The sequence below is a fragment of the Metabacillus sp. GQ13 genome, assembly GCF_059758525.1.
Genome location: NZ_JCAXET010000009.1, coordinates 187,175 through 210,679 on the forward strand (window position 1 = coordinate 187,175; position 23,505 = coordinate 210,679).

Genomic DNA, 23,505 nt, shown 5'->3' on the forward strand with positions numbered 1-23,505 from the left:
TAAAAGAAAACGCTTTCCCAAAGACCGATAAACCAGTATAAATGAACGAAATTAAGAAATATTGATGTATTAACCCAAAAGACATGGTACAATCATAATGACATATATTCCATAATTATCCTAATAGTACCTTCGGGTTCTTGCCTATATTCTTACTAGCCTTACCAGTCATGATGTCACTGTGTAGGGCTAGTTTTGTCTAAAAAAAGGGGTGGTAATTGTGTTGGAGTGGATAGAGCTACTTCTCAAGTTCATTGTCGCTGCTGCTACAGTCTTCTCTTCCCTCACACTAGGAATTAAAAACATAACTGAACTAAAAAGAAAATCTAAAAAGAAGAGACGATTCCTATAAGAGGTTGCACACTCACTATAAGGAACCGCCAAATGAAAATTTTTGCCTACGAATAAATTATAATACGAAATTGATCAAATAGTACGAAAAAATTTTAAATTATTATGCATTGTTTATAAATGCTACTGGTACTAAGGATAATTTGGAATAATGTCGCTTTCACTATAAATTGAGGAGGAATCACGATGAGTAATGTAGGTTTAATCCCATTTACAATTCAAACTGTATGTAAAGACGCAAAAGTTATTCCACCGGGAATTGAATTAATCAATGCACCTTCTGCTTGGGAGCAAGGGTATTCTGGAAATGGAATTGTGATAGCTGTTCTTGATACGGGGTGTGATTCTAATCATTTTGAACTGAAAGAGCAAATTATCGATGGTATTAATTTTACAACAGATGACAAGGGAGACCCAGAAAACTTTATGGATTATAATGGTCATGGCACACATGTTTGTGGAACCATTTGTGCTAAAGAGAACGACAAAGGTGTAGTTGGTGTCGCACCAAAGGCAAAGGTCCTTGTGATAAAAGTGTTAGCAGGTCAAGGCCATGGAGAGACTGAGTGGGTAACAGAAGGCGTCCGCTACGCTACAAAATGGAGAGGGCCAAATGGAGAACGAGTACGAGTCATATCGATGTCGTTAGGTGGAAAAGACGATAACGCTGACCTTCATAAAGCTATTAAAGAAGCGATCAGTAAGAACGTATTGGTCGTTTGTGCTGCAGGTAATGAAGGTGATGGTAATAATGAAACGGATGAATACTCGTTTCCGGGAGCATACCCTGAAGTTGTCCAAGTTGGCTCAGTTAATTTACAAAAAGAAATCTCCAACTTCAGTAATACGAATAGGGTCATCGATCTGGTGGCCCCCGGTGAAGAGATTCTTTCCACCTATCTAAACAATGAATTTGCTGTTTTATCAGGAACCTCAATGGCAACTCCCCATATTTCAGCAGGGGCAGCGCTCATTATTGAACAATGTGAGAAGGAATTCGAACGCCCACTAACAGAATCTGAAATCTATGCACAACTCATCAAAAGAACCATGACATTGGAATATAGTCGCCGTTTTCAAGGGAATGGACTACTGAATTTAGCCTCAGGTTTACGATCTACATCAGAGAATATACCGTTACCAATTGCAGAATAAATTTGCCGACCTATACAATGAAAAACGAGCACTATCCATATGCGGATAGTGCTTTTATTAAATTGTTTTAACCTACTGAGATGAGTCTTGTAAATTTGCTTCATATCAAAACGTAATTTTTTCTACCTTCTCTAATGAATGGATCAAAAAAAGATTGATTTGACTGTATAATAATGGGAAAACAGGGTAAGATCAATGCTTTTGGTAAATAGATAATAAAATCATTATTACTAGATCATGTAATATGTATCATTATTTGTTACAATTATATTGTGTACATAGAATTCTAGCTAATATATTGACACAAAACTGAGTATATGGTATTTAATTTATAGATTGGCACTTGGGTTAGTAGAGTGCTAATTCATGATCTGTCTGGTAGAAGATCAACGTATCCTATATTCACTACATAAAAATAATTAAATCGTTTTAATTTTGAAAGGAGAGGTATTATGGAACAAAAGCAGTTCAAAGCAGAATCTAAACGTTTATTGGAAATGATGATTAACTCTATTTATTCTCAGAGAGAGGTTTTTTTACGAGAGTTAATTTCGAATGCAAGTGACGCCATTGATAAAATTTATTACAAGGCACTAACAGACGATTCATTAAGTTTCGAAAAAGACAGTTACTACATAAAGGTTACGGCTAACAAAGAAAATAGAACGTTAACGATCACAGATACTGGAATTGGGATGGCGAAGGAAGATTTAGAAAACAACCTTGGCATAATTGCTAAAAGTGGATCGCTTGCCTTCAAAAGTGAAAATGAGGCAAAGGATGGTCATGACATCATTGGCCAGTTCGGGGTTGGCTTCTATGCAGCCTTTATGGTAGCTGATGTTGTTACAGTGACAAGTAAGGCACTAGGTAGTGAAGAAGCTTACAAATGGGAGTCTATGGGTGCAGATGGATACACGATTGAGCCAACCGAAAAGGAATCAGTAGGTACAGAAATCACGCTGAAAATAAAAGAGAGTACAGAAGATGAGCAATATGATGAATTTTTAGATGAGTACCAACTAAAAACCATCATTAAGAAATACTCTGACTTTATTCGCTACCCAATTAAAATGGATGTAACTGGTCAAAGACCAAAAGAGGACAGCGAAAGTGAATTAGAGGAATATCAAGAAGAACAAACGATCAATAGTATGGTTCCAATTTGGAGAAAGAATAAAAAGGAACTTACAGACGAAGATTACGAGAATTTTTATAACGAAAAGCATTACGGATTTGATAAACCAATTAAACACATTCATATCAGTGTTGATGGCACGATAAGATATAATGCTATTTTGTATATTCCAGAAAAAACACCGTTTGATTTTTACTCAAAGGAATACGAAAAAGGTTTAGAGCTCTATTCTAACGGTGTTCTGATCATGAATAAATGCGCAGATCTACTTCCTGATTATTTTAGCTTTGTTAAAGGAATGGTTGATTCAGAGGATTTATCGCTTAATATTTCAAGAGAGATGTTACAGCATGATCGCCAATTAAAATTAATCGCTAAAAATATTAATAAAAAAATAAAGAGCCAACTGCAAAGTCTCCTAAAAGATGAAAGAGAAAAGTACGTAGAATTCTACAATTCATTTGGTCGACAATTAAAGTATGGGGTTTATAGTGATTATGGTAGCAATAAAGAAGTATTACAAGATTTACTGATGTTCTATTCATCTAAAGAGAAGAAATTGGTCACGCTTGATGAGTATGTGTCTAGAATGCCAGAAGATCAAAAATATATTTATTATGCTTCTGGTGAATCGTATGAGAGAATTGAAAAACTTCCTCAAACAGAGATGGTATCAGATAAAGGCTATGAAATTTTATACTTTACAGAAGACATCGATGAATTTGCAGTGAAGATGATCATGTCGTATAAAGAAAAGGAATTCAAATCTGTTTCAAGTGGTGACTTAGGAATTGAATCCGACGATAACAAAGACAATACAGACGCTGAAGAGACAGAAAATAAGGATCTCTTTGACCATATGAAAACCATTTTATCTGACAAAGTAAAGGATGTAAGGGTATCAAAACGTTTGAAAACTCATCCTGTATGTTTATCAACTGATGGAGAAGTAACGATTGAAATGGAGAAAATCCTCAGCGCGATGCCAGATAACCAAAATGTAAAAGCAGATAAGGTTCTCGAGATTAACACAAACCATGAAGTGTTCCAATCATTAAAAGAAGCATATGAAAAAGATCAAGATAAGCTAAATCTATATACAAATTTATTGTACAACCAAGCACTTCTAATTGAAGGCTTACCTATCATTGATCCAGTAGAGTTTACAAATGATATGTGTAAAATAATGGTTTAACACTCATTGAGTAACTTTTAAAATTTAATATTACTAGTAGTCAACAACAGTCATAAGCTGTTGTTGACTTTTTTATTAAGTAAAAGATATCTTACAATTTCAAACGGGATCAGCTAATAAAAAGAATGGGTCTGACTTTAATGGAGTCAGGCATTGTTAGTGGTTTAAGAATTAGTAGGTGAAGTGATCAAAGAGAAAGGAATGGGACAAGATCTCATTCTTACAACAAAACATTTCCTTTATTCTCTATTTCCTATTGCTTTTGGATTATTAACAGGTAACTATCATAAAAACATGACATATCAGTTTCTAAATGACATAGATTTGAAAAAGACCATTTTTTACTATGGTTGGATTAGAAAATAATTATTTCACCACGTATTTAATCACTTTGTAACAGCCAATAGAATTACAAGAAGAATTTAGTTTAGTATAATAGTCTATTTTAGATATATTAATATACTAAATTTTCAAATAAAGTGAAAATTATGAAATTAAATGATTGACTATCTATATCAGCTGGTGATAGTATGTGATTAAAGAAAAGCAGTTAGATTATATCGACTACAATTTGAAAGCGCGTTCATATTCTCTATATTTTTTTAGAAGGAATAAACACGTGTTTATTAACTTGAGGGTGACCAATTATGTTTAAAATGTAACTCCAGATAGTAAGTTTTTAGTTAAACTAAGCACTAGTCTTATTATTAGTATTAACCATACTTATATAATAACTGCATAATAGAATGGGAGGATGTCAACATGATTAAAGGAATTGCACATAATGCTATTAAGGTTTCAGACATGGAGCAATCGTTACATTTCTACTGTGATATTGCAGGGCTAGAAAAGGCATTTGAGATCCATGATGATAATGATAAGCCTTGGATTGTTTATTTGAAAATTTGTGATGGTGAATTTATTGAATTATTTTATGATGGGGTTAAGGATCCTAATACACGTTATGCACCTGACTTGATTGGGTACCACCATTTCTGTTTAGAAGTTGATAATATTCAGGAAATGGCGGAAAGGATGAAGTATGGTGGTCTAATGGAGGAGGCAAAGCCTTCACAAGGTAGAGATTATAATACAAATATTTGGGTGCACGATCCAGATGGTAACGCAGTTGAATTTGTTCAATATCATCCAAATTCTCCACATATCAAAAGCAATAAACAACAAATTAACACAAATTGAGATGCATAGGTAGTAGGTTGTAAGAATAGGAGGAATACTATGTTAAAGGGTTTGGCTCACATGGCGTTTGTAGTGGAAGATATGGAAAAGTCATTGCATTTTTATTCTGATATATTAGGGTTTGAAAGAACATTTGATTTAAATGATGAAGATGCTAATCCTTGGTTAATTTATTTAAAGGTTAGAGATCGGCAATTTATTGAATTATTCTATGGTGGCAATAGACAGTACACAAATCGTAAGGCAGCTGGTTTTGAGCACTTTTGTTTTGAGGTAGAAGATATAAATGAGATCGCTGTTCACCTTGAAAAACATGGTGTTCTAGATGTGAAGCCGAGCCAAGGAAAGGATTTTAACTATCAATGCTGGGCAAAGGATCCTGATGGAAACCGCATAGAATTTATGCAGATTGATCCTAGATCTCCACAAGTAAACTGCTAAAGAATGGATGCTACATTAATAGATTACCTAACTGTTTAATGAGTTGATTCATATAAGCTTTTCTCCCTTTGTGAGCATCTTTCGTTTGTTGGATTATGTAATTTCCTGATAAGAAATGATACTTGATTTGCAATAAGACTGATCATGTTATTGTTTATATGCTTGAGTTTTCTATAGTAATTTCTTTAACTGTATTTTTAAGAAAAAGAGGAGTATCTTTTTTTAAAGGACTATAAACACGTGTTTATTAATACTCTATTAATGTAATCTTTGAAAACGTTAAAACTCAAAAGAACCATATATTACGTTATTTCAGTATGACTATAATAAACACGTGTTTATAGAGATATAATTCAAAACAATTATCGTAAGTCGTTAGGGAGAGGAACATGAGATGGATGTTAACAGTACTGAAATTGCAAGATTAGCTGGTGTATCAAGAAGCACTGTTAGTAGAGTTATCAATAATTACACAAATGTACCGGAAACTACCCGTAAAAAGGTAATGGAAGTCATCCAAGAAAAAAATTATTATCCGAATTTATCTGCACAGGTTTTAGCAGGTAAAAAAACTTCTACTATAGGGTTATTTATTATTGGGAGAAGACAAGTTTCTGTAGATAGTTTATCAAATTTTTTAATTACTAGTATCATTGAACAGGCCTCTTCACTTGGATATTATGTGTTAACAAATATTATTCGTGATACGAATAAGCATAAAACGATTGAAAATATAAAGGAAGTTTTCTTTCAAAGAAGAGTAGACGGTGGAATTTTTATTGGTGCAAACAATTATGAACCTATGATCGAGCAACTAATTAAAGATGGGTTTGTAATAGGAATTGTTGATCAATTACTACCAGGTGTTTTTGAACCGAATCGAATCGTTTCTAATTTTGATAATGAACTTGGGGCGTTAAAAGCAATTGATTATCTCGTTCGTTTAGGACACAAAAAAATTGGGATTATCAATGGGAGCATGAATAGAATTGCTGGACCACAAAAATACCAGGGATTTATAAAAGCATTAAAGAAGCATGATCTTCCGATTTATGAAGAATGGGTATTAGAAGGAGACTTTAGTAAGCAAAGTGGTTATGATGCTGTAAAAAAGTTGATGGAAAGTGGAATTGAACGTCCAACTGCTTTTTTCGCTGTAAATGATAGTACTGCTTTTGGAGCAATTCAAGCATTTAAGGAGTATTCCATTCGAGTACCCGAGGATATTTCCATTATTGGCTTTGATGATCATATGTTGAGCGAACATTCAAACCCACCACTTACGACATTACGGGTTGATTTTGATGAGATGATGCAAAAGTTAACAACAAATGTAGTCAGTGTAATAGAGGGACGAACAATTGATTCTCACTATTTTAAAGTTGGTACAAAATTAATGATTAGAGAATCCTGTAAATATCTAACAAAGCAGTGAAGGGAGGGATGAATCTCATACTTTTAATTGAAAATTTATTAAGGTTCAAAGGGGTTAAGGTTTTTTTCTAGGACAATTTACTCAAGGGGGATTATAAATGAAGAAATTGTTACTTTTACTGTCGATCGTCTTGCTATGCTTTGGTTCAGTATTAATCGGGTGTTCAAGTAGTTCTACTACTTCAGATGACAAAGATTCAAAAGCAGGAGGTAGTGATGGCACAGGTGGATTTACTTATTGGTATCCTTGGGGAGGAGATTCAGAAACTTGGGATAAATGGAGAATGGAGGAATTTTCTAAGGTTAACCCAGATAATAAGATAAACGCTGTTTATGCTCCACCAGATGGTGGTCTTGCAAATGGGAAATTGCTAGCAGCAATAAGTGGTGGCAATCCTCCTGATGTTGTGATTAGTAATGATTACGCAGCTGCTTATGCACTAGCTGCTCAGGGTGCACTTGAACCTATAGATAAATACCTAGAAAAAGAAGGCTTTGATGAGTCGGGAGTGTTGGATTCTTTCCTTGATGTGATGAAATATGATGGGGAAACCTATTTATTTCCACAAGATTCAAATGTAAATCTACTATATTATAATGTGAAAATGTTTGAGGAAGCGGGATTAGACCCAAATAAACCACCAACAACGATTGAGGAGCTAGATGAATATGCTGAAAAGTTAACAAAGGTTAACTCTGATGGTGGAATTGATCGATTAGGATTCATTCCTTGGATTGACGCTGGTGATGAAGCTCTATTATGGGGATGGGTGTTTGGAGCAAATTTCTTTAATGCAGATAAAAATGAAATTCAGTTGAATGAAAAATCTCTTCAAGATGCATATAAATGGATGAACAGTTATGCACAAAAGTATAATCCTGAAACAATCAAGTCATTTACATCTGGTTTTGGAGGTGCTTTTTCGCCTGACCATCCTTTCTTCTCAGGTAAAGTGGCAATGACGGTTAATGGTAACTGGTTTGCCAATGCATTAAGTATCTATTCTCCTGATACAGAATACCGTGTAGCAGCAATTCCTAATCCAGAAGGTGGTAGAGAAAAGGCGACAACTCTAGGGACAAATGTATTTATGATTCCAAAGGGGGCTAAAAACCCGGAAGCGGCCATTAAGTTCATGATGTTTGGTGGTCAACCTGAAATATTGGCAGATAACATTAATGTCTGGAGAGCGATCTCGATCTATAAAGAACCGGGGGATGCTATTAAATGGGATGGAGATCAAGTCTACGATACGGTGTTAGATGTTGCAGCGTCACCAAATACAGGTCATCCAGCACTTACATCTATCGCAGGACAATTAAAGAATGAATTAACCTTACTTAGAGATAGTGTTATATACAATAATAATGATCCTGGACCTCTTTTAGAAGAAGCTGAAAAGAAACTGCAAATGGAACTTAAGTAATGGCTGAGTAGTGCTTGGATTACGATGGGATGGCTCATTAAGGTCAAAATCTTTTGAGTCATTCTAAATCATTAAACACTAATAAAATGAGGCGATAATAATGAGTGGAACCCCAAAAGTTGAAAAAGTAGATCAGCCGATCCTAACTAGTACGAAATCGGCAAAGGGTACGAAGAGGGTAGAAACAGGTATTGTATACATTATTCTCATCATATTTGCTCTACTCTATATCATACCATTTATATGGTTATTATCAGGATCATTAAAAAGTACCTCAGAACTATTTGCGAATCCGCCGATTTGGATTCCCGAAAAGCTACAATGGTCTAACTTTACAACAGCATTTAGTGAATTTCCATTTTTATTGTACTTAAAAAACACCTTAATTATCACTTTCTCGACAATAATTGGGGCAGTTATTTCAAATTCACTAATTGCGTATGGTTTTTCTCGGATTGAATGGAAAGGAAGAGATGCCGTTTTTATTCTGGTATTGGCTACATTAATGCTGCCATTTCAAGTTTTAATGATACCGCTATTTATCTTATTCAAAAATCTAGGCTGGATTGGTACGTTCTTACCTTTAATTATACCTGCATTTTTCGGTAACCCATTTTTCATATTTCTCCTTAGACAATTCTTTCTTGGGATTCCAAAGGAATTATCCGAATCAGCAAAGATAGATGGGGCAAGTGAATTCTTTATCTATTGGAAGATTATTTTACCGTTATCGAAGCCGATTTTAACTACTGTTGTCATCTTTTCATTTATTCAAGCGTGGGGTGATTTTATAGGACCTCTAGTCTTTTTAAGTGATAATAATTTGTATACGCTTTCTTTGGGGATTCAACAAATTATGTCTGAGAATGATCCACGTTGGCCACTATTAATGGCTGTTGGAGTAGCAATGACATTACCAGTTATTATTATCTTCTTTATGCTACAAAAGTACTTCATTCAAGGAATTACCTTTACAGGATCAAAAGGATAAAGGAGAATTTGTATGAATACTAAAAAAAGAAATTTAAGGAATGGATTACTTTTCATCTCGCCATGGATTGTTGGTTTTATCTTGTTTACCGCATTTCCGCTTATAAGTTCTTTCTACTATTCTTTAACAGATTATAATTTAATTGCTGAACCAAATTTTGTTGGATTAGATAACTACAAGAAACTTTTTTTCGAAGATAATCTTTTTTATAAGGTATTGTCAAACACTTTGTTTATGATCTTTATTGGTTTAACATTTACAACCATTGTAGCTATCTTTATCTCAATCATGTTAAACAATAAAAATATAAAAGGCATGTCTTTCTTTCGAATTGTCTTTTTCATCCCAACACTGGTACCATTTGTTGTTTTATCGATTCTATGGGTTTGGATTTTGCAACCAGACTCTGGTGTGGTGAACTCAATTTTAGGATTAGTGGGTATTGAAGGGCCTGGCTGGTTTGCTAGTCCTACTTGGTCGAAGCCAGCGTTCGTTCTAATGGCCACCTGGATGTCTGGAAATATGATCCTCATTTACTTAGCTGGATTAAGTGATATCCCTCAATCCTTATATGAAGCTGCATCAATTGACGGAGCTGGTCCTTTTCAAAAGGTCATTCATATTACGCTACCAATGCTTCGACCAGCGATCTTGTTTAATGTGATTACTGGAACAATTGGTGTTTTCCAGTCCTTTGCTGAAGCATTCATCATAACAAATGGAGGGCCTGATGGTTCAACGACCTTCTACGCTTTATATTTATACCAAAATGCATTCCAATACTTCAAAATGGGTTATGCTTCTGCAATGGCCTGGGTCTTATTAGTAATCGCACTAACCATTACAGCGTTTTTCTTTAAGCTATCCAAAAAATGGGGTTTTGAAAATTAACTTTAGAAAAGTAAGCGTTTTAATCAAGTGGTGAAATCATTAGTAAGATGAATATTTGATACTAAAATAATACGATTTTTTAAAAGGAGATGTAATCATGATAAAGAATGTATTGGGAACAAATGTAATTACTCAAATTGGAATTATTGTTAGAGATATTGAAAAAACATCACAAGCGTATGCAGACTTTTTTGGTATTGAAAAGCCACAAGCTTCATGGACTGATGGTTTAGAAGTAGCTCAAACTGAATTCAGGGGAGAATCTTCAGAGGCAAGGGCAAAACTAGCATTTTTTGATATGGGTTCACTGCAACTAGAACTGATTCAGCCGGATGAAAATCCTAGTACGTGGAGAGAATTTTTGGAAGAAAACGGAGAAGGTGTTCAGCACATTGCCTTTGTAGTAGATGGATTAAAAGAAAAGGTGAAAGTGATGGAAGCCGGGGGCATGCCATTGGTTCAAAAAGGTGAGTATACAGGTGGAAGATATGCCTATTTAGATACATTTAAAGATTTAAAAGTTATATTCGAGTTATTGGAAAATGACAAGTAAAGAGGAGTGGATCTATGAATATCTTACTTACAGGTGCAAATAGAGGCTTAGGTTATTATTTAACGAAAATAGGACTAGAGAAGGGGCATAAGATGTTTGCAGGTGTTAGGGATAAAACACCTGAAACGACTCAGTCACTACTTATGCTTAAGGAAGAATATCAAGATAAACTTTCAATGATAGAAATAGATGTTGCAGAAGAAAGTACAATTAGTGGTGCAGTCCAATTTTTAAAGGAAAAAGATGAAAAAGTAGATGTCATCATTAATAATGCAGGAATTCTTTTGCAAAGAGACAAGAACATTGAGGACCTTGATCTTGATGAAGTCATGAGATCGTTTGATATTAACACATTAGGACCAATTCGAATCATTAAGCACTTTTTGCCACTATTAATGCAAGGTGAGAATCAGTCTATCATTAATATTTCATCTGAAGCAGGTAGCATTACGAATGCATATAATCCTGACTATCCTTATGGTATGTCAAAGGTTGCCCTAAATATGCTTTCAGAGAAACTGAATGTTTATTTAAAGGAAAAAGATATTAATGTCTTTGCGATTCATCCTGGTTGGATGAAAACGGATATGGGTGGAGAAAAGGCACCGACAGATCCTAGCGATACGGCAAGCAACATATTTAAGATCATAGAACGGAAAGTTGAAGTGACTAGTAAATATGTCTTTATTGATCATAAAGGCAAACCAATGATTATCTAGAGGTGAAAAAAATGACAAAAAAAGTTTTAGCTATTTTAGGAGATTTTTATCATGATGAAGCGCTTGCCAAACAATCTTTTGAATTGGCGATTCAGGAGATAGATCGGGTTGATTTGGAATATACAACTGTAAGTCATCTAGTAGAAAGCTTAAAATCTAAACCAGATTTAGTCGTTCTTTTTGCAGAAAACCGACTTAATCCAGAGGATGCTAAAGTGAGTACGTGGATGGATGGTCATGCTGTCAAAGCAATTCGAGACTATGTAAACGATGGTGGCGGTTGGCTTGCATGGCATTCTGGACTCGCATCATACGAGAAGTTTACAGATTATACCGCTATGCTTCATGGATATTTCGAGCATCACCCTGTTGAACATCGAGTAGTTACATACTCAGCATCTGGTTCAAGTATAATTCATTCAAATGAGAAGTTTGAATTCCTGGATGAACATTATTTTGTTTCGTGTGATGAAGAAAATACCAATGTTTTTTTACGATCCGAATCAGTAGCTGGTTCGTCAACTGCTGGCTGGGAGCACACATTCGGCAAAGGTAGAGTCATTTGTCTTACTCCAGCGCATCTTAAAGAAGGACTATTGCATCCATCACTTATAAAGTTACTAGTTACTAGTATAAAACTAGGATGTAACCTGAAGCATCCATGTTAAAGAAAGAGTTTGATTTTGATCCTAGTAAAAATGTGCTAACCCTGATTTGTTTCATGGGCGATAAATGAAGAAATTTCCATTAAGCTACTTGAGAGTTGTTGAATTAATTGAAGCATAAGAACTTATTCAGTCATAATTTGAACTCGTCCAGATGTGTAAAAATATATATAAGTTTATAGGAAAAGCATCCTTAGAGGGTGCTTTTCTCTATTTGATGATGACTTTTTTATAATAAAAAGAAATTCGTTTAAAGGAATTTTCAGATGGTAGGATAGCTAGAATTTATCATTAAGGTATAATAATTAGATAACCTTAAAATAGAAAATAAACGGTTAGAAATTAATAACGAAATGGAGACATCATTTATGAATGAAACGAATAAATTTCCACTGGTATCAGGTAATCTCTCGCTTGATTTAGTGAATACAGAGCTAGTAAGACGAGGGCAGCGTGAGAATTTGTTACTTTCAGAAAAGGATGTGCTGGACTGGCTTCATGTTGTCAAAGAGGAAAATACTCTTTGGAATGATTTATTATTGTTAAAGGCAGAAGAAAGAATCGAGCGAGTAGTAACGTCAATACTTGATCTACGTTATGTTTTAAGAACTAATTTTGAATTAGTAGCTGAAGGTAAGCCAATCCCAGATCTGTTTATCGCTTTCTTAGAAGAAAAGATCGCAAAGGCACCTTTTACTTATAAAATAATCAATCAAACATTAATTTCGATTCCTGTTGGTGAAATAGAAGATATGCTTATTTCGTTGATTGCTTTTAACGCGATAACATTAATTGGAGAAAATAAGATGGCCCACCTCAAACGATGTTCAAATCTTGACTGTGTCCTATTATTTATAGATCAAAGTGGAAGACGAAAGTGGTGTTCCATGAAAATATGCGGGAATCGAAAAAAGGTAGCTCGTTTTCAAAAACGTTCATCTGATGAGGCATAAGGAAACTAACCAACAAATAACACCTCATTATAAACTGACTTTCAACAAACAAACAAAAAAGCGCAAGATATGTCCAGGGCATTTACTATATTATTACATTTATCGCCTCCAAAAAATCAACTATTAGTAGGTATCCCTTAAGGCTCCTTGGAATGTCATAGATTCGCTGTTAAACGGGTTCTTTTTATCCCAACCAGCCTGAAACATGTTTATACAAATAAGAGGGGGTAAATAGTATAGCTAATGGAATTGGATCCCTCCGGGTGCAACATTTTACACCGACTATCGTTATAATAAGACCATATAGAAAAGGTCAACCAGAAATATCTGGCTAACCTTATATTAGTAAGAACGGGTGCTTTAGATTACCGAGCCAATATATTAAAAAATGCTCAAACCATTAAATCTCTGAGCATTTTTAATTACCTAATTGTATTGTGAGTTCTGATACTAATTGACACTTTGTCCTTCAAAACCGAACACGTTAGAATACCTTGGTAGTGTATATTTATTATTGGGCAGTATACCCACCATCAATCAATAGTGAGCTTCCAGTAACAAATTCATTTTCACTTAAGAAGACAATCGCATGAGCTATTTCGTCCGCTTTTCCAAGTCTACCAATAGGATGTCTTGCAACTAATCCCTCATAAAACTCTCCTAACGCTTCTTTATTAACCATTCCTGATTCTACATAGCCAGGGCAAACTGCATTTACTCTAATATTCTTATTAGCATACTCAAGTGCCAACGATTTCGTCAAAATATTCACAGCTCCCTTGCTTGCGTTGTATGCAAAAGCGCCAGCCTCTCCGACATGTCCTAGGATTGAAGCGGTGTTTACGATAGACCCGCCACCATTCCTTAAAAATTCGCGAATCGCATATTTAGCTCCAAAAAATACACCGTTTTGGTTAATAGAAATCACTCTATTATAATCTTCAAAAGAAAGTTCGTGAGTTGATGCAAGGACTCCAACCCCAGCATTGTTAATTAGTATGTCTACTTTACCAAACACATTAACCGTCTCGGCAACTAGGCTCTCAACTGACTGTTCATTTGCTACATCTACCTTAACAAATAGTACATCCTTGTTTTTCGCCTTCAACTCCTTCTCAACTTCTCTGCCGGCTTGCTCATTAAAATCAGCAATAACAACTTTAACGCCTTTTTCAAGAAATGCTTTCACAGTCGCCAATCCGATTCCAGAAGCACCACCCGTTACGATCGACACTTTACCGTTTAAATTACTCATCAATTAAATTCCTCCTCTTAAAGACAGAAACATATGAAAACGATGGATCTATTACGTTTTAGTCCCATTTTTTGATTGTCAATTAACCTCTTTAAGAAGTATGTTCAATTTTGAAAAGAAAAAAACCCCATGATAAATATCACAAGGTCCAAATGATTTTATTATTGTATAATGGATACTTTTGTTTAAATCTCTTCAAAATCATGAAGCATAAATATAACTTCAAATAACTATATAGCACTAGATAGTTCAAACTGAAACATAACAGTCTTTCTCTCCATCTATTTTTATATAAACCTCCACTTCGATATTGCAATATTCCTTTTTAAAAGAGGGCTATTTTCGCAAAGATTGTTGTTTTTCGTAATAAGTAAATCTTTACGTATTCAGCCTATCTTCGTGCTCTTTTCGTTAAATGACACTGATATCCCACTGGAGATCGCTTCAATTTAGATAATAAAAATCCAAAAGCCGATTTTTATTCGTACTAGAGCAACAAACTTTTAGAAAAGAGCCTTAAAGAAAAATTCTAATTGAATAAACATGCTCTACACCATTTGGCAAGATATCAGTAGCGTCACATTGTTAATACAAATTGCATTGAGGTCTATTTTATGAATTTTAAAACTAACCCTTTAATATTATATTTACAGGTTAGTTCATTTGATGTAAAGTAACGTATAAGGAGGTAAATAATGGATCGTATTGCAAAGGCAAAAAAAGTGGTAACAAATTTAGGATACCTTCAATTTTTATCTAAAATGAAAGGAGATGGGAGAAGTCCACTTCAAATAAATGTAAAGGATATGCTAACTGCGTTTATTGGAGGATCTTTAACAATTTTTGCTTTAGTATTTTTAACGAATATGACAGAAGCTGCGTGGTTAATGGCTCCTTTTGGTGCAAGTTGTGTTTTGGTATTTGGTGCATGGAACGCACCTTTATCACAACCGAGGAATATTATTGGTGGGCATTTTGTTTCTACATTTATTGGATTAGCTACATTTCAATTAGTTGGTGATGCACCTTGGGCTATTGGGATAGCAGTCGGCTTAGCGATTGCATGTATGATGATCACAAAAACAACTCATCCACCAGCAGGGGCGGATCCAATTGTTATTATGTTTGGCGCGTACAGTTGGAGCTACTTAGTAACGCCAGTTCTAATTGGCTCAGTCATCATAGTTATTTTAGCGTTGATTATTAATAATTTGCGTAGTAAACGAAAATACCCTACATTTTGGGTATGAAAAACAATTAGGAGGAGAAATAATATGGGCAATTTTCTGTTTAAACAATTAAGATTTGTTCGTGATAATACAATTAACCATGTGAAAGGAATTAATGATGAAAAGTCACAATATATACTAAGGGGATTCAATAACAATATTAAATGGAATTTAGGGCATATATATGTCGTTCAAGAGAAGTTCGCCTTTTCTTTCATTGGAGAAGAAATAAAGATTCCTGATCATTTTATCGAATTATTTAGTCCTGGATCGAAGCCAGAGGATTGGGGAGAAAACGTACCATCGGTCGATGAGTTAATTCATTTGCTCGAAAATCAGACGACAAGGATTGAAGATGTGTTGGGAGCTCGAATCAAAGAAACAGTGGAACAACCATATACAACGTCTAAGGGGCTAACATTATCAACAGTTGAAGAATTTCTAAGCTTTTGTTTATATCATGAAGGTATGCATTTCGATGCGATTAAATCAATCGAACGTGTATTGTAAGGTTTATCATGCAAATAACTAGTAATCATATAGGCAAAAGCATCCTTAGGGGTGCTTTTTGTAGTGAGTTTTTTTCATAGTTTAAATTGGAATAGAACTATGTTTGACATGCAACAATCAATGTGAGAAAGCAGCCCTTTATTATGAGGGTGGATTACTAACTAGTCTATTAGAGATCAATTGCTGCTAAAGTTGATGGGATTATTCCTCAACCTAAAAAACCCAGAAATCTCCTCATTTTAAGGAAACTCTGGTTATCTAATCCTACATTTGCTTAATATTAAGATGATTACGAATGAATTCAACTGCTTCACTAGTATTATTTACTTTTATTAAAATCTTCTGATCTTCAGTATATTGGTCTGCTGTATGGTCATATAATGGATCGTAATAATATTCAAGCAGTAAGCCTATTGCAGAGGTATAGTTTCCGGATTCTAAATCAGCCTCGATTTGATTGGCAATCGGTGTATGGATCCGTCTCTTTATTCTTGAGAATGCTAATTGACATTCTTCTTCGTGATCCCATGGCTGGTAATCTTCTAAAATATGCTTAATTCTTTCTTCGATTGGCATTTCAATAAATAATTGTCGTCCTTGCCCCTTTTTTTCGAGAACGAAATCAGGGATAGTAACCTTTCCAATTCTTTTGCTCTCACCTTCAAGTAGGACATAGGGTGAATGCTGGATACGCTTAATGCTTTCAACGAGCAAAGCATCAAACTTCTTTTGGTTATTAGGCTCCAAGCCAATTTGTCCAAAGATCGAACCTCTATGATTAGCCAATCCTTCGAGATCAATTACAGATAGTCCCTCTTCATCTAGTTGGCGGAGGATTGTGGTTTTCCCAGATCCTGTGTATCCATTCAAAACAAGAACTTCTGGTTTTAAATCAATTGTATTTAGTTCGTCTACTACCCAATTACGATATGAACGGTAGCCGCCATCTAACCGAAACGCTTTAATTCCCATTAATGAAAGAACGGTAGCTGATGTTCGACTACGCATTCCTCCGCGCCAGCAAAAAACGGCTTTTTCCCCCTCGATCTTGGAAAATCCCTTGATGAAAGCCGGTAATTTAGCAGAAACAATTTCAAGCCCACGTTCCTTCGCAGCTTCAGCACTAACTTGTTTATAAATTGTTCCGACTTCTGCACGTTCTTCATCATTGAAAAATGGAATGTTCATACTCCCAGGAATGGTGGCTTCTTTAAACTCGGATGGTGAGCGCACATCAATGACCTTTAGCTCACCTTTTTCTTTTAGTGAAAGTAGATCTTCAACTGATATATCCTGGAACACAATGTTTCCACCTTTCTGCATGTAAAAAATGTTGATGTAGTTTGAAATAGAGTAAGTGGATGTTGTAAAAAAAGTTGTTAAATGGATAAGAAGGGTAGAGGTTGTACCATCTACCCGATATGATAATGAGACCTATCGTACAACGATATGTCCTGGGTTTTCTTGTGTTACTTCTCCAATGATCGCTGCTTCCACTCCAGCTTCTAACAGTTCAGAAAGCAATGCATTTGCTTCTTCACTAGCTAGAGAAATTAGTAATCCACCAGAAGTAACGGCATCACACAAAATCCATTGATCGATTTGATCCATATCTTCTTGGAATGTAACATCTCCTTGAAGGTGAGCAAAATTATTCTTTGTTCCACCAGGTACAGCACCTGCTTCAGCTAACTCTCTGACTCTTGGTAACGTTGGAACTTGATCTTTAAAAATATTCAATCCTGTATTACTGCCTTTAGCCATTTCTGAGGCGTGACCAAGTAATCCGAAACCAGTAACATCTGTACAAGCATGGACAGCATAAGGTTCCATTTTTTCGGCTGCAGTTTTATTTAATGTGGCCATAACATTTGTCACGCGAGCAATTTCCTCAGGTGATAATAAATCACGTTTAATGGAGGTTGTTGAGATACCTACTCCGATTGGTTTCGTTAAAATTAGTTTATCACCTGGTTTTGCTCCAGCATTGGTACGTACTTTGTCAGGGTGTACGAGCCCAGTAACGGCAAGTCCGAACTTTGGCTCTTTATCCTCAATGGAATGACCTCCAACAAGAGTTGCACCAGCCTCTTTCAGTTTATCACCTGCACCGCGTAAAATATCTGTTAAAATTTGCTTATCCAAAGTAGAAATCGGGAAGGCAACAATATTTAGTGCTGTTAAAGGTTTACCACCCATCGCATAAATATCACTAATCGCATTTGCCGCGGCAACTTGTCCAAAAGAATAGGGATCATCTACAATCGGAGTGAAGAAATCAACAGTTTGAACCAGGGCCAATTCATCATTTAAACGATAAACACCAGCATCGTCACTAGTATCTAGACCGACAAGCAGGCTAGGATTTGGAATGGCAGCAGGAAGGTTTTGTAAAACCTGTTTTAAGTCTGCTGGGCCAATTTTACAACCGCAGCCACCCTTTGAAGATAATGATGTAAGTTTCACAGTATTTATATCAGTCATTAGAAAACAACCTTCCTATTTTTATAGAATAGTTTTATTATAAATCACCATGTCAATAAAAGCTTATTCACGGATTCAAAGGTTTTGGAAAAACTAGTAACTATATGCTAATTTAGACTAGGGGATTTCCTATTTAATTCATTTTGTGTGATATAATATTTTGTCATCATAAAAAACAAATGATTAGACAGGAGGTTACCATGGCACAATTAAATACAACAATTGATCATAAACATACAATAAATCGAAAAACAATCTGGCTCATTGCTACCTTTCTTTTTATAGCTGCGGCTGGTTTACTTTATGTGAAATGGTGGCCTTATTTTCATAAAGTTATAGCTGCTGCAAATACACATTCAATTGGCTCTTCCATATTAGGAGATCAAGCAATCACTGGAACACCGTCATGGAAAGCTGCATTGGAGTATGCAGAGGTTTACTTTTTATCTATTTGGAAAGCCGCAATCTTAGGTATTCTTCTAGGTTCTTTAATACAAGTATTATTGCCAACACAATGGCTTCTTAAAATATTTGGAAAATCATCATTTGGAAGTACAGCTATCGCTGGTTTGGCTTCTGTACCAGGAATGATGTGTACCTGTTGTGCAGCACCAATGGCTGTTGGACTTCGTAAAAAAAATGTCAACGTCGGAGCAGCATTAGCATTTTGGATTGGTAATCCAACAATTAATCCGGCAACACTTGTGTTTATGACGTTTGTTTTATCATGGGAATTTACATTGATCCGTCTTGTCTTTGGACTAATTTTAACATTTGGTGTTAGTTATCTGGCTAATCGCTTTGTCAAAGATGTAAAACCCATTGATATTGATCAGATTGTTGAGAAAGTTGAACCAACTGGAAGCTTAGCTTCAAGATGGTTAAAAAGTATTTTGAATATGTTGCTTTATATTGTTCCCGCATACGTTCTATCAGTTCTGCTATTAGGAGCTGGGCGTGTCTGGTTATTTCCACAGATAAGTGACGCTCAAGCAAATAGTTTGCTGGTGATCATCTTATTCGCAATTGCGGGGATGCTCTTTGTTATTCCTACTGCTGCTGAGATTCCAATTATCCAAACATTTATGATGTTAGGACTTGGTGGTGGACCTGCTGCAGCACTTTTAATTACATTACCTGCTATTAGTTTGCCTTCATTATTAATGGTTTCTAAATCATTTCCTAAGAGGGTTCTCACTTTTGTTGTAGCATCGGTCATTGTTCTCGGAATTGCAAGTGGATTGGTTGGAATGCTGATCCTCTAATATAAAAAAACATTTACTCAAAGCGCCTTATCTCTAGCGCTTTGAGTTTTTTGTTTTTTTTGTTGAAAATGATCATAACTGTAGGGGAGTTTAGTGACACCGATATAGTAGAAAGACTTAATTGTATTGTGTGTAGAATAAAAGAAAAGAGAAAGTAGAATAAGTATGCGACGATGATTGACACAATTTTTTTAATATGATATCTTGAATTAAAGATACTTTAATTAAGACTATAATGAACTATTAAATACAAAAATCACATAAACCTGTTTATTGAAAATAGTTAAATAGAACATAGTAAGTAACAAATATGTTTTAAATGGAGGAATAGAAGTGAATGAATTAAAAGGAATACACCATGTAACAGCTATCACTAGTAGTGCAGAAAAAAACTATCAATTTTTCACATATGTATTAGGTATGCGATTAGTGAAAAAAACGGTTAACCAGGATGATATTCAAACCTATCACTTATTCTTTGCTGATGACATAGGAAATGCAGGGACAGATATGACTTTCTTTGATTTTCCAAACATACCAAAAGGCGAGCATGGCACAAATGAAATCTCAAAAACATCTTTTCGTGTGCCTACTGATGCAGCACTTGATTATTGGGTCAAACGTTTTGAGCGCCTAAAGATCAGTCATACTGGAATCAAAGAACAATTTGGCAAAAAGTCATTGTCTTTTGTTGATTTTGACGACCAAGCATATCAACTGATATCAGATCAAGGAAACGTTGGGGTTGATGCTGGTACACCTTGGAAAAAAGGACCTGTCCCTCTTGAATTTGCGATTACTGGTTTAGGTCCAATATTTGTTCGAATTGCAAATTTTGATTATTTTAAAGAGATGCTGGAAAAGGTTTTATTATTTAAAGAAATAGACAGTGAGGGTTCATTTCATCTTTTCGAAGTTGGAGAAGGAGGAAATGGTGCGCAGATCGTTGTTGAACATAATGTGGTACTTCCGCAAGCTCGTCAAGGTTTTGGAACGGTTCATCATGCTGCATTCCGTGTAGAGAATCGTGCTGTTTTAGAGGAGTGGATCGAACGTTTGCAAAAATTCCAATTCCCAACATCTGGTTATGTGGATCGGCATTTCTTTGAATCTTTATATTCAAATGTTGCCCCACAGATTTTATTTGAATTTGCAACAGATGGTCCAGGTTTTATGGGTGATGAACCATATGAGACACTAGGAGAAAAATTATCCTTACCGCCTTTCTTAGAACCAAAAAGGGAACAAATTGAAAAGTTAGTGCGCCCAATTAATACAGTGAGAAGCACAATAGAATTTAGTAAAGAATAGGGAAGGGTATTTTTGAGAGGTATGAAAGGTTTGTACTTAGTTTTGTGTCTAGCTCGAGCGCTTAGCCTCTCTAGGGGAAAAGCAAACCCATTACTGGCTTATGCGTGTCGGGGCAACCCTAGGCGCTTGAGCTTTTCTTAAATATCCAAAATCTATACGATACAATGCAGGCGCCTTCTTATGATAGGAAGGCGCCTGCATTGTATCAATTTTAATTTTAATTTAGTTTTGGAATGAACACAAAATAACAATTGAAGATATGCAATGTGTTTTACGATAGATAAAATAAACTATTCATACCATTAAATCAGGTTAAAAAACAAGCTATACTCAGGGGAGATATCTTAAAACCCACTTGACTTATAGGAATAGTGAAACTATGATTATATTAATCATTTTTTTCACTGAAAGGTGAATGCAAGAATTGTTGAAACTAGTCATAATAAATAAAATGACGTACGATTAGTTTATATTCCTTTGTGAGGTGGATATTAGTTGCAACTTCAGGTAATGAACAGTCCGTTTAATCAGGAGCAGGCAGAGCTCCTAAACCGTCTTTTGCCAACCTTAACAGAAGCACAAAAAGTCTGGCTTAGTGGTTATTTAGCCGCTACATCCCAGTCTACATCTGTAGCAGCAACATTAGAAGCACCTGTAGCAGACGCTGTCGGGAGCATCGAGCAAGTCATTTCAAAAGATGTGACGATTCTTTATGGATCTCAGACAGGTAACGCACAGAGTCTTGCTGACAATGCAGGAAAAACATTAGAGGGAAGCGGTTTTAACGTAACCGTTTCGTCGATGAATGATTTTAAACCAAATAATTTGAAGAAGATTCAAAATCTGCTCATTATTGTAAGTACACATGGAGAAGGAGATCCTCCGGATAATGCCTTGTCATTTCATGAGTTTCTTCATGGCAGACGTGCTCCAAAGCTTGAGAATTTCCAGTTTTCCGTTTTATCACTTGGAGACAGTTCGTATGAATTTTTCTGTCAGACAGGTAAAGAATTTGACCAACGCCTTGAAGAGCTTGGCGGAACACGAATTAATGCTCGTGTCGACTGCGATCTTGACTTTGATGAGCCAGCAGCTGAATGGCTTGAAGGAGTTCTTAGTGGCTTAACTGAAGCACAAGGAACAGATGCTGCAAGTTCAGTATCTACCCCAGCAGCAACTCAGGCTGGTGTGAGTACCTATTCTAGAACAAATCCTTTTCAAGCAGAAGTACTTGAGAACTTAAATTTAAATGGTCGTGGCTCAAATAAAGAAACACGTCACCTTGAGATATCACTAGAAGGTTCTGGAATTACATATGAACCAGGTGACAGTCTTGGTATCTATCCAGAAAACGACCCAACCCTTGTTGATATGCTACTTGAGGAAATGAAATGGGACCCAGAAGAAATTGTAACAATTAATAAACAGGGAGATGTTCGGACGCTTAAGGAAGCGCTCAGCACTCACTTTGAAATTACCGTTTTAACAAAACCACTTCTTGAGAAAGCAGGACAGCTTTCAACCAATGATGAGCTACGTGAGCTTTTATCACCAGGTCATGAAGATAAACTCAAGGCTTATCTTGATGGACATGATTTGCTTGATTTGGTTCATGACTTTGGACCGTGGGGAGTATCAGTGCAAGAATTTATCAGCATTCTTCGAAAAATGCCAGCTCGTCTCTACTCAATTGCGAGTAGCCTATCAGCTAATCCGGATGAGGTGCATTTAACAATTGGTGCTGTTCGTTACGAAACACATGGCCGTAAGCGGAATGGTGTATGCTCGATTTTATGTGCGGAGCGTCTACAACCTGGTGATACATTGCCAGTTTATATTCAACATAATCAAAACTTTAAATTACCACAGAACCCAGATACTCCAATCATTATGGTTGGACCAGGGACAGGAATAGCACCTTTTAGATCGTTTATCCAGGAACGAGAGGAACTAGGCGCAGAAGGGAAATCATGGTTGTTCTTTGGTGATCAGCACTTCATGACGGATTTCCTTTACCAAACAGAATGGCAAAAGTTTATAAAAGATGGCGAGCTTACAAAAATGGATGTTGCATTTTCACGTGATACTGAGCAAAAAGTGTATGTTCAAAACCGTATGCTCGAGCATAGTAAGGAATTGTTTGAATGGCTTCAAAAAGGTGCAGTTGTTTATATATGTGGGGACGAGAAAAACATGGCACATGATGTCCATCATACATTATTATCCATTATTGAAAAAGAAGGAAATATGACTACTGAAGATGCGAAAGACTATCTTGCAGACATGCAACAGCAAAAGCGTTATCAACGAGATGTATACTGATTTTTGAATGAAAGGA

21 protein-coding genes are annotated in these 23,505 nt (G+C 35.6%); 18 read left to right on the top strand and 3 right to left on the bottom strand.

The window, feature by feature from the left end:
- The first annotated feature begins 537 nt into the window (after positions 1-537).
- The 13 genes from AC6CHR_RS13270 to AC6CHR_RS13330 all read left to right on the top strand — a co-directional run bounded on the left by AC6CHR_RS13270 (position 538) and on the right by AC6CHR_RS13330 (position 13,113).
- Positions 538-1,506, top strand: coding sequence for a S8 family peptidase (locus AC6CHR_RS13270; RefSeq protein WP_498249382.1), 969 nt, complete (start codon positions 538-540; stop codon positions 1,504-1,506).
- A 452-nt stretch (positions 1,507-1,958) separates the two neighbouring features.
- Complete coding sequence (gene htpG, locus AC6CHR_RS13275) at positions 1,959-3,839, top strand: molecular chaperone HtpG (RefSeq protein WP_498249384.1); 1,881 nt, start codon at positions 1,959-1,961, stop codon at positions 3,837-3,839.
- A gap of 201 nt (positions 3,840-4,040) precedes the next feature.
- Entirely contained in the window at positions 4,041-4,205 is a 165-nt protein-coding gene (locus AC6CHR_RS13280; protein ID WP_498249386.1) for a hypothetical protein, read from the top strand.
- Positions 4,206-4,601: 396 nt separating this feature from the next.
- Positions 4,602-5,039 carry a VOC family protein gene (locus AC6CHR_RS13285; protein ID WP_498249387.1) on the top strand — a complete coding sequence of 146 codons (438 nt, stop codon included), beginning with the start codon at positions 4,602-4,604 and terminating at the stop codon, positions 5,037-5,039.
- 39 nt (positions 5,040-5,078) lie between these two features.
- On the top strand, positions 5,079-5,480 hold the full coding sequence (locus tag AC6CHR_RS13290; protein WP_498249389.1) for a VOC family protein: 402 nt from the start codon (positions 5,079-5,081) through the stop codon (positions 5,478-5,480).
- Positions 5,481-5,874: 394 nt separating this feature from the next.
- A complete protein-coding gene (locus AC6CHR_RS13295; RefSeq protein WP_498249390.1) occupies positions 5,875-6,915 on the top strand; it encodes a LacI family DNA-binding transcriptional regulator in 1,041 nt (346 codons plus the stop codon).
- 97 nt (positions 6,916-7,012) lie between these two features.
- Positions 7,013-8,341, top strand: a complete 1,329-nt coding sequence (locus tag AC6CHR_RS13300; protein WP_498249392.1) for an ABC transporter substrate-binding protein — start codon at positions 7,013-7,015, stop codon at positions 8,339-8,341.
- Positions 8,342-8,441: 100 nt separating this feature from the next.
- On the top strand, positions 8,442-9,332 hold the full coding sequence (locus AC6CHR_RS13305; protein WP_498249393.1) for a carbohydrate ABC transporter permease: 891 nt from the start codon (positions 8,442-8,444) through the stop codon (positions 9,330-9,332).
- A gap of 12 nt (positions 9,333-9,344) precedes the next feature.
- Entirely contained in the window at positions 9,345-10,223 is an 879-nt protein-coding gene (locus tag AC6CHR_RS13310) for a carbohydrate ABC transporter permease (protein WP_498249395.1), read from the top strand.
- Between the two features lie 97 nt (positions 10,224-10,320).
- Positions 10,321-10,776, top strand: a complete 456-nt coding sequence (locus AC6CHR_RS13315; protein WP_498249397.1) for a VOC family protein — start codon at positions 10,321-10,323, stop codon at positions 10,774-10,776.
- A gap of 14 nt (positions 10,777-10,790) precedes the next feature.
- On the top strand, positions 10,791-11,495 hold the full coding sequence (locus AC6CHR_RS13320) for an SDR family oxidoreductase (protein ID WP_498249399.1): 705 nt from the start codon (positions 10,791-10,793) through the stop codon (positions 11,493-11,495).
- Between the two features lie 11 nt (positions 11,496-11,506).
- Positions 11,507-12,163, top strand: a complete 657-nt coding sequence (locus AC6CHR_RS13325) for a ThuA domain-containing protein (RefSeq protein ID WP_498249400.1) — start codon at positions 11,507-11,509, stop codon at positions 12,161-12,163.
- Between the two features lie 365 nt (positions 12,164-12,528).
- Positions 12,529-13,113 (top strand): CGNR zinc finger domain-containing protein, encoded by a 585-nt coding sequence (locus AC6CHR_RS13330; protein WP_498249401.1) that lies wholly within the window; start codon positions 12,529-12,531, stop codon positions 13,111-13,113.
- 511 nt (positions 13,114-13,624) lie between these two features.
- Here AC6CHR_RS13330 and AC6CHR_RS13335 read toward each other — a convergent pair.
- Positions 13,625-14,368 (bottom strand): SDR family NAD(P)-dependent oxidoreductase, encoded by a 744-nt coding sequence (locus AC6CHR_RS13335; RefSeq protein ID WP_498249402.1) that lies wholly within the window; start codon positions 14,366-14,368, stop codon positions 13,625-13,627.
- A gap of 695 nt (positions 14,369-15,063) precedes the next feature.
- On the opposite strand from AC6CHR_RS13335, the gene AC6CHR_RS13340 reads away from it, so the two are divergent.
- Together AC6CHR_RS13340 and AC6CHR_RS13345 are read left to right on the top strand one after the other, a co-directional pair.
- Complete coding sequence (locus AC6CHR_RS13340) at positions 15,064-15,618, top strand: HPP family protein (RefSeq protein ID WP_498249403.1); 555 nt, start codon at positions 15,064-15,066, stop codon at positions 15,616-15,618.
- A 24-nt stretch (positions 15,619-15,642) separates the two neighbouring features.
- On the top strand, positions 15,643-16,107 hold the full coding sequence (locus tag AC6CHR_RS13345) for a DinB family protein (RefSeq protein WP_498249404.1): 465 nt from the start codon (positions 15,643-15,645) through the stop codon (positions 16,105-16,107).
- Positions 16,108-16,371: 264 nt separating this feature from the next.
- Here the strand turns inward: AC6CHR_RS13345 and mnmH are convergent, their stop codons facing one another.
- Together mnmH and selD are read right to left on the bottom strand one after the other, a co-directional pair.
- Positions 16,372-17,409: a tRNA 2-selenouridine(34) synthase MnmH gene (gene mnmH / locus AC6CHR_RS13350; RefSeq protein WP_498249405.1), complete on the bottom strand. Its 1,038-nt coding sequence runs from the start codon at positions 17,407-17,409 to the stop codon at positions 16,372-16,374.
- A 132-nt stretch (positions 17,410-17,541) separates the two neighbouring features.
- Entirely contained in the window at positions 17,542-18,591 is a 1,050-nt protein-coding gene (gene selD / locus AC6CHR_RS13355; RefSeq protein ID WP_498249406.1) for a selenide, water dikinase SelD, read from the bottom strand.
- Positions 18,592-18,791: 200 nt separating this feature from the next.
- On the opposite strand from selD, the gene AC6CHR_RS13360 reads away from it, so the two are divergent.
- From AC6CHR_RS13360 to AC6CHR_RS13370, 3 genes are all read left to right on the top strand, one after another.
- Positions 18,792-19,856, top strand: coding sequence for a permease (locus tag AC6CHR_RS13360; protein ID WP_498249407.1), 1,065 nt, complete (start codon positions 18,792-18,794; stop codon positions 19,854-19,856).
- A 333-nt stretch (positions 19,857-20,189) separates the two neighbouring features.
- Positions 20,190-21,167 carry a ring-cleaving dioxygenase gene (locus AC6CHR_RS13365; RefSeq protein WP_498249409.1) on the top strand — a complete coding sequence of 326 codons (978 nt, stop codon included), beginning with the start codon at positions 20,190-20,192 and terminating at the stop codon, positions 21,165-21,167.
- Positions 21,168-21,662: 495 nt separating this feature from the next.
- Positions 21,663-23,489 (top strand): assimilatory sulfite reductase (NADPH) flavoprotein subunit, encoded by a 1,827-nt coding sequence (locus AC6CHR_RS13370; RefSeq protein WP_498249410.1) that lies wholly within the window; start codon positions 21,663-21,665, stop codon positions 23,487-23,489.
- Positions 23,490-23,505 lie beyond the last annotated feature (16 nt).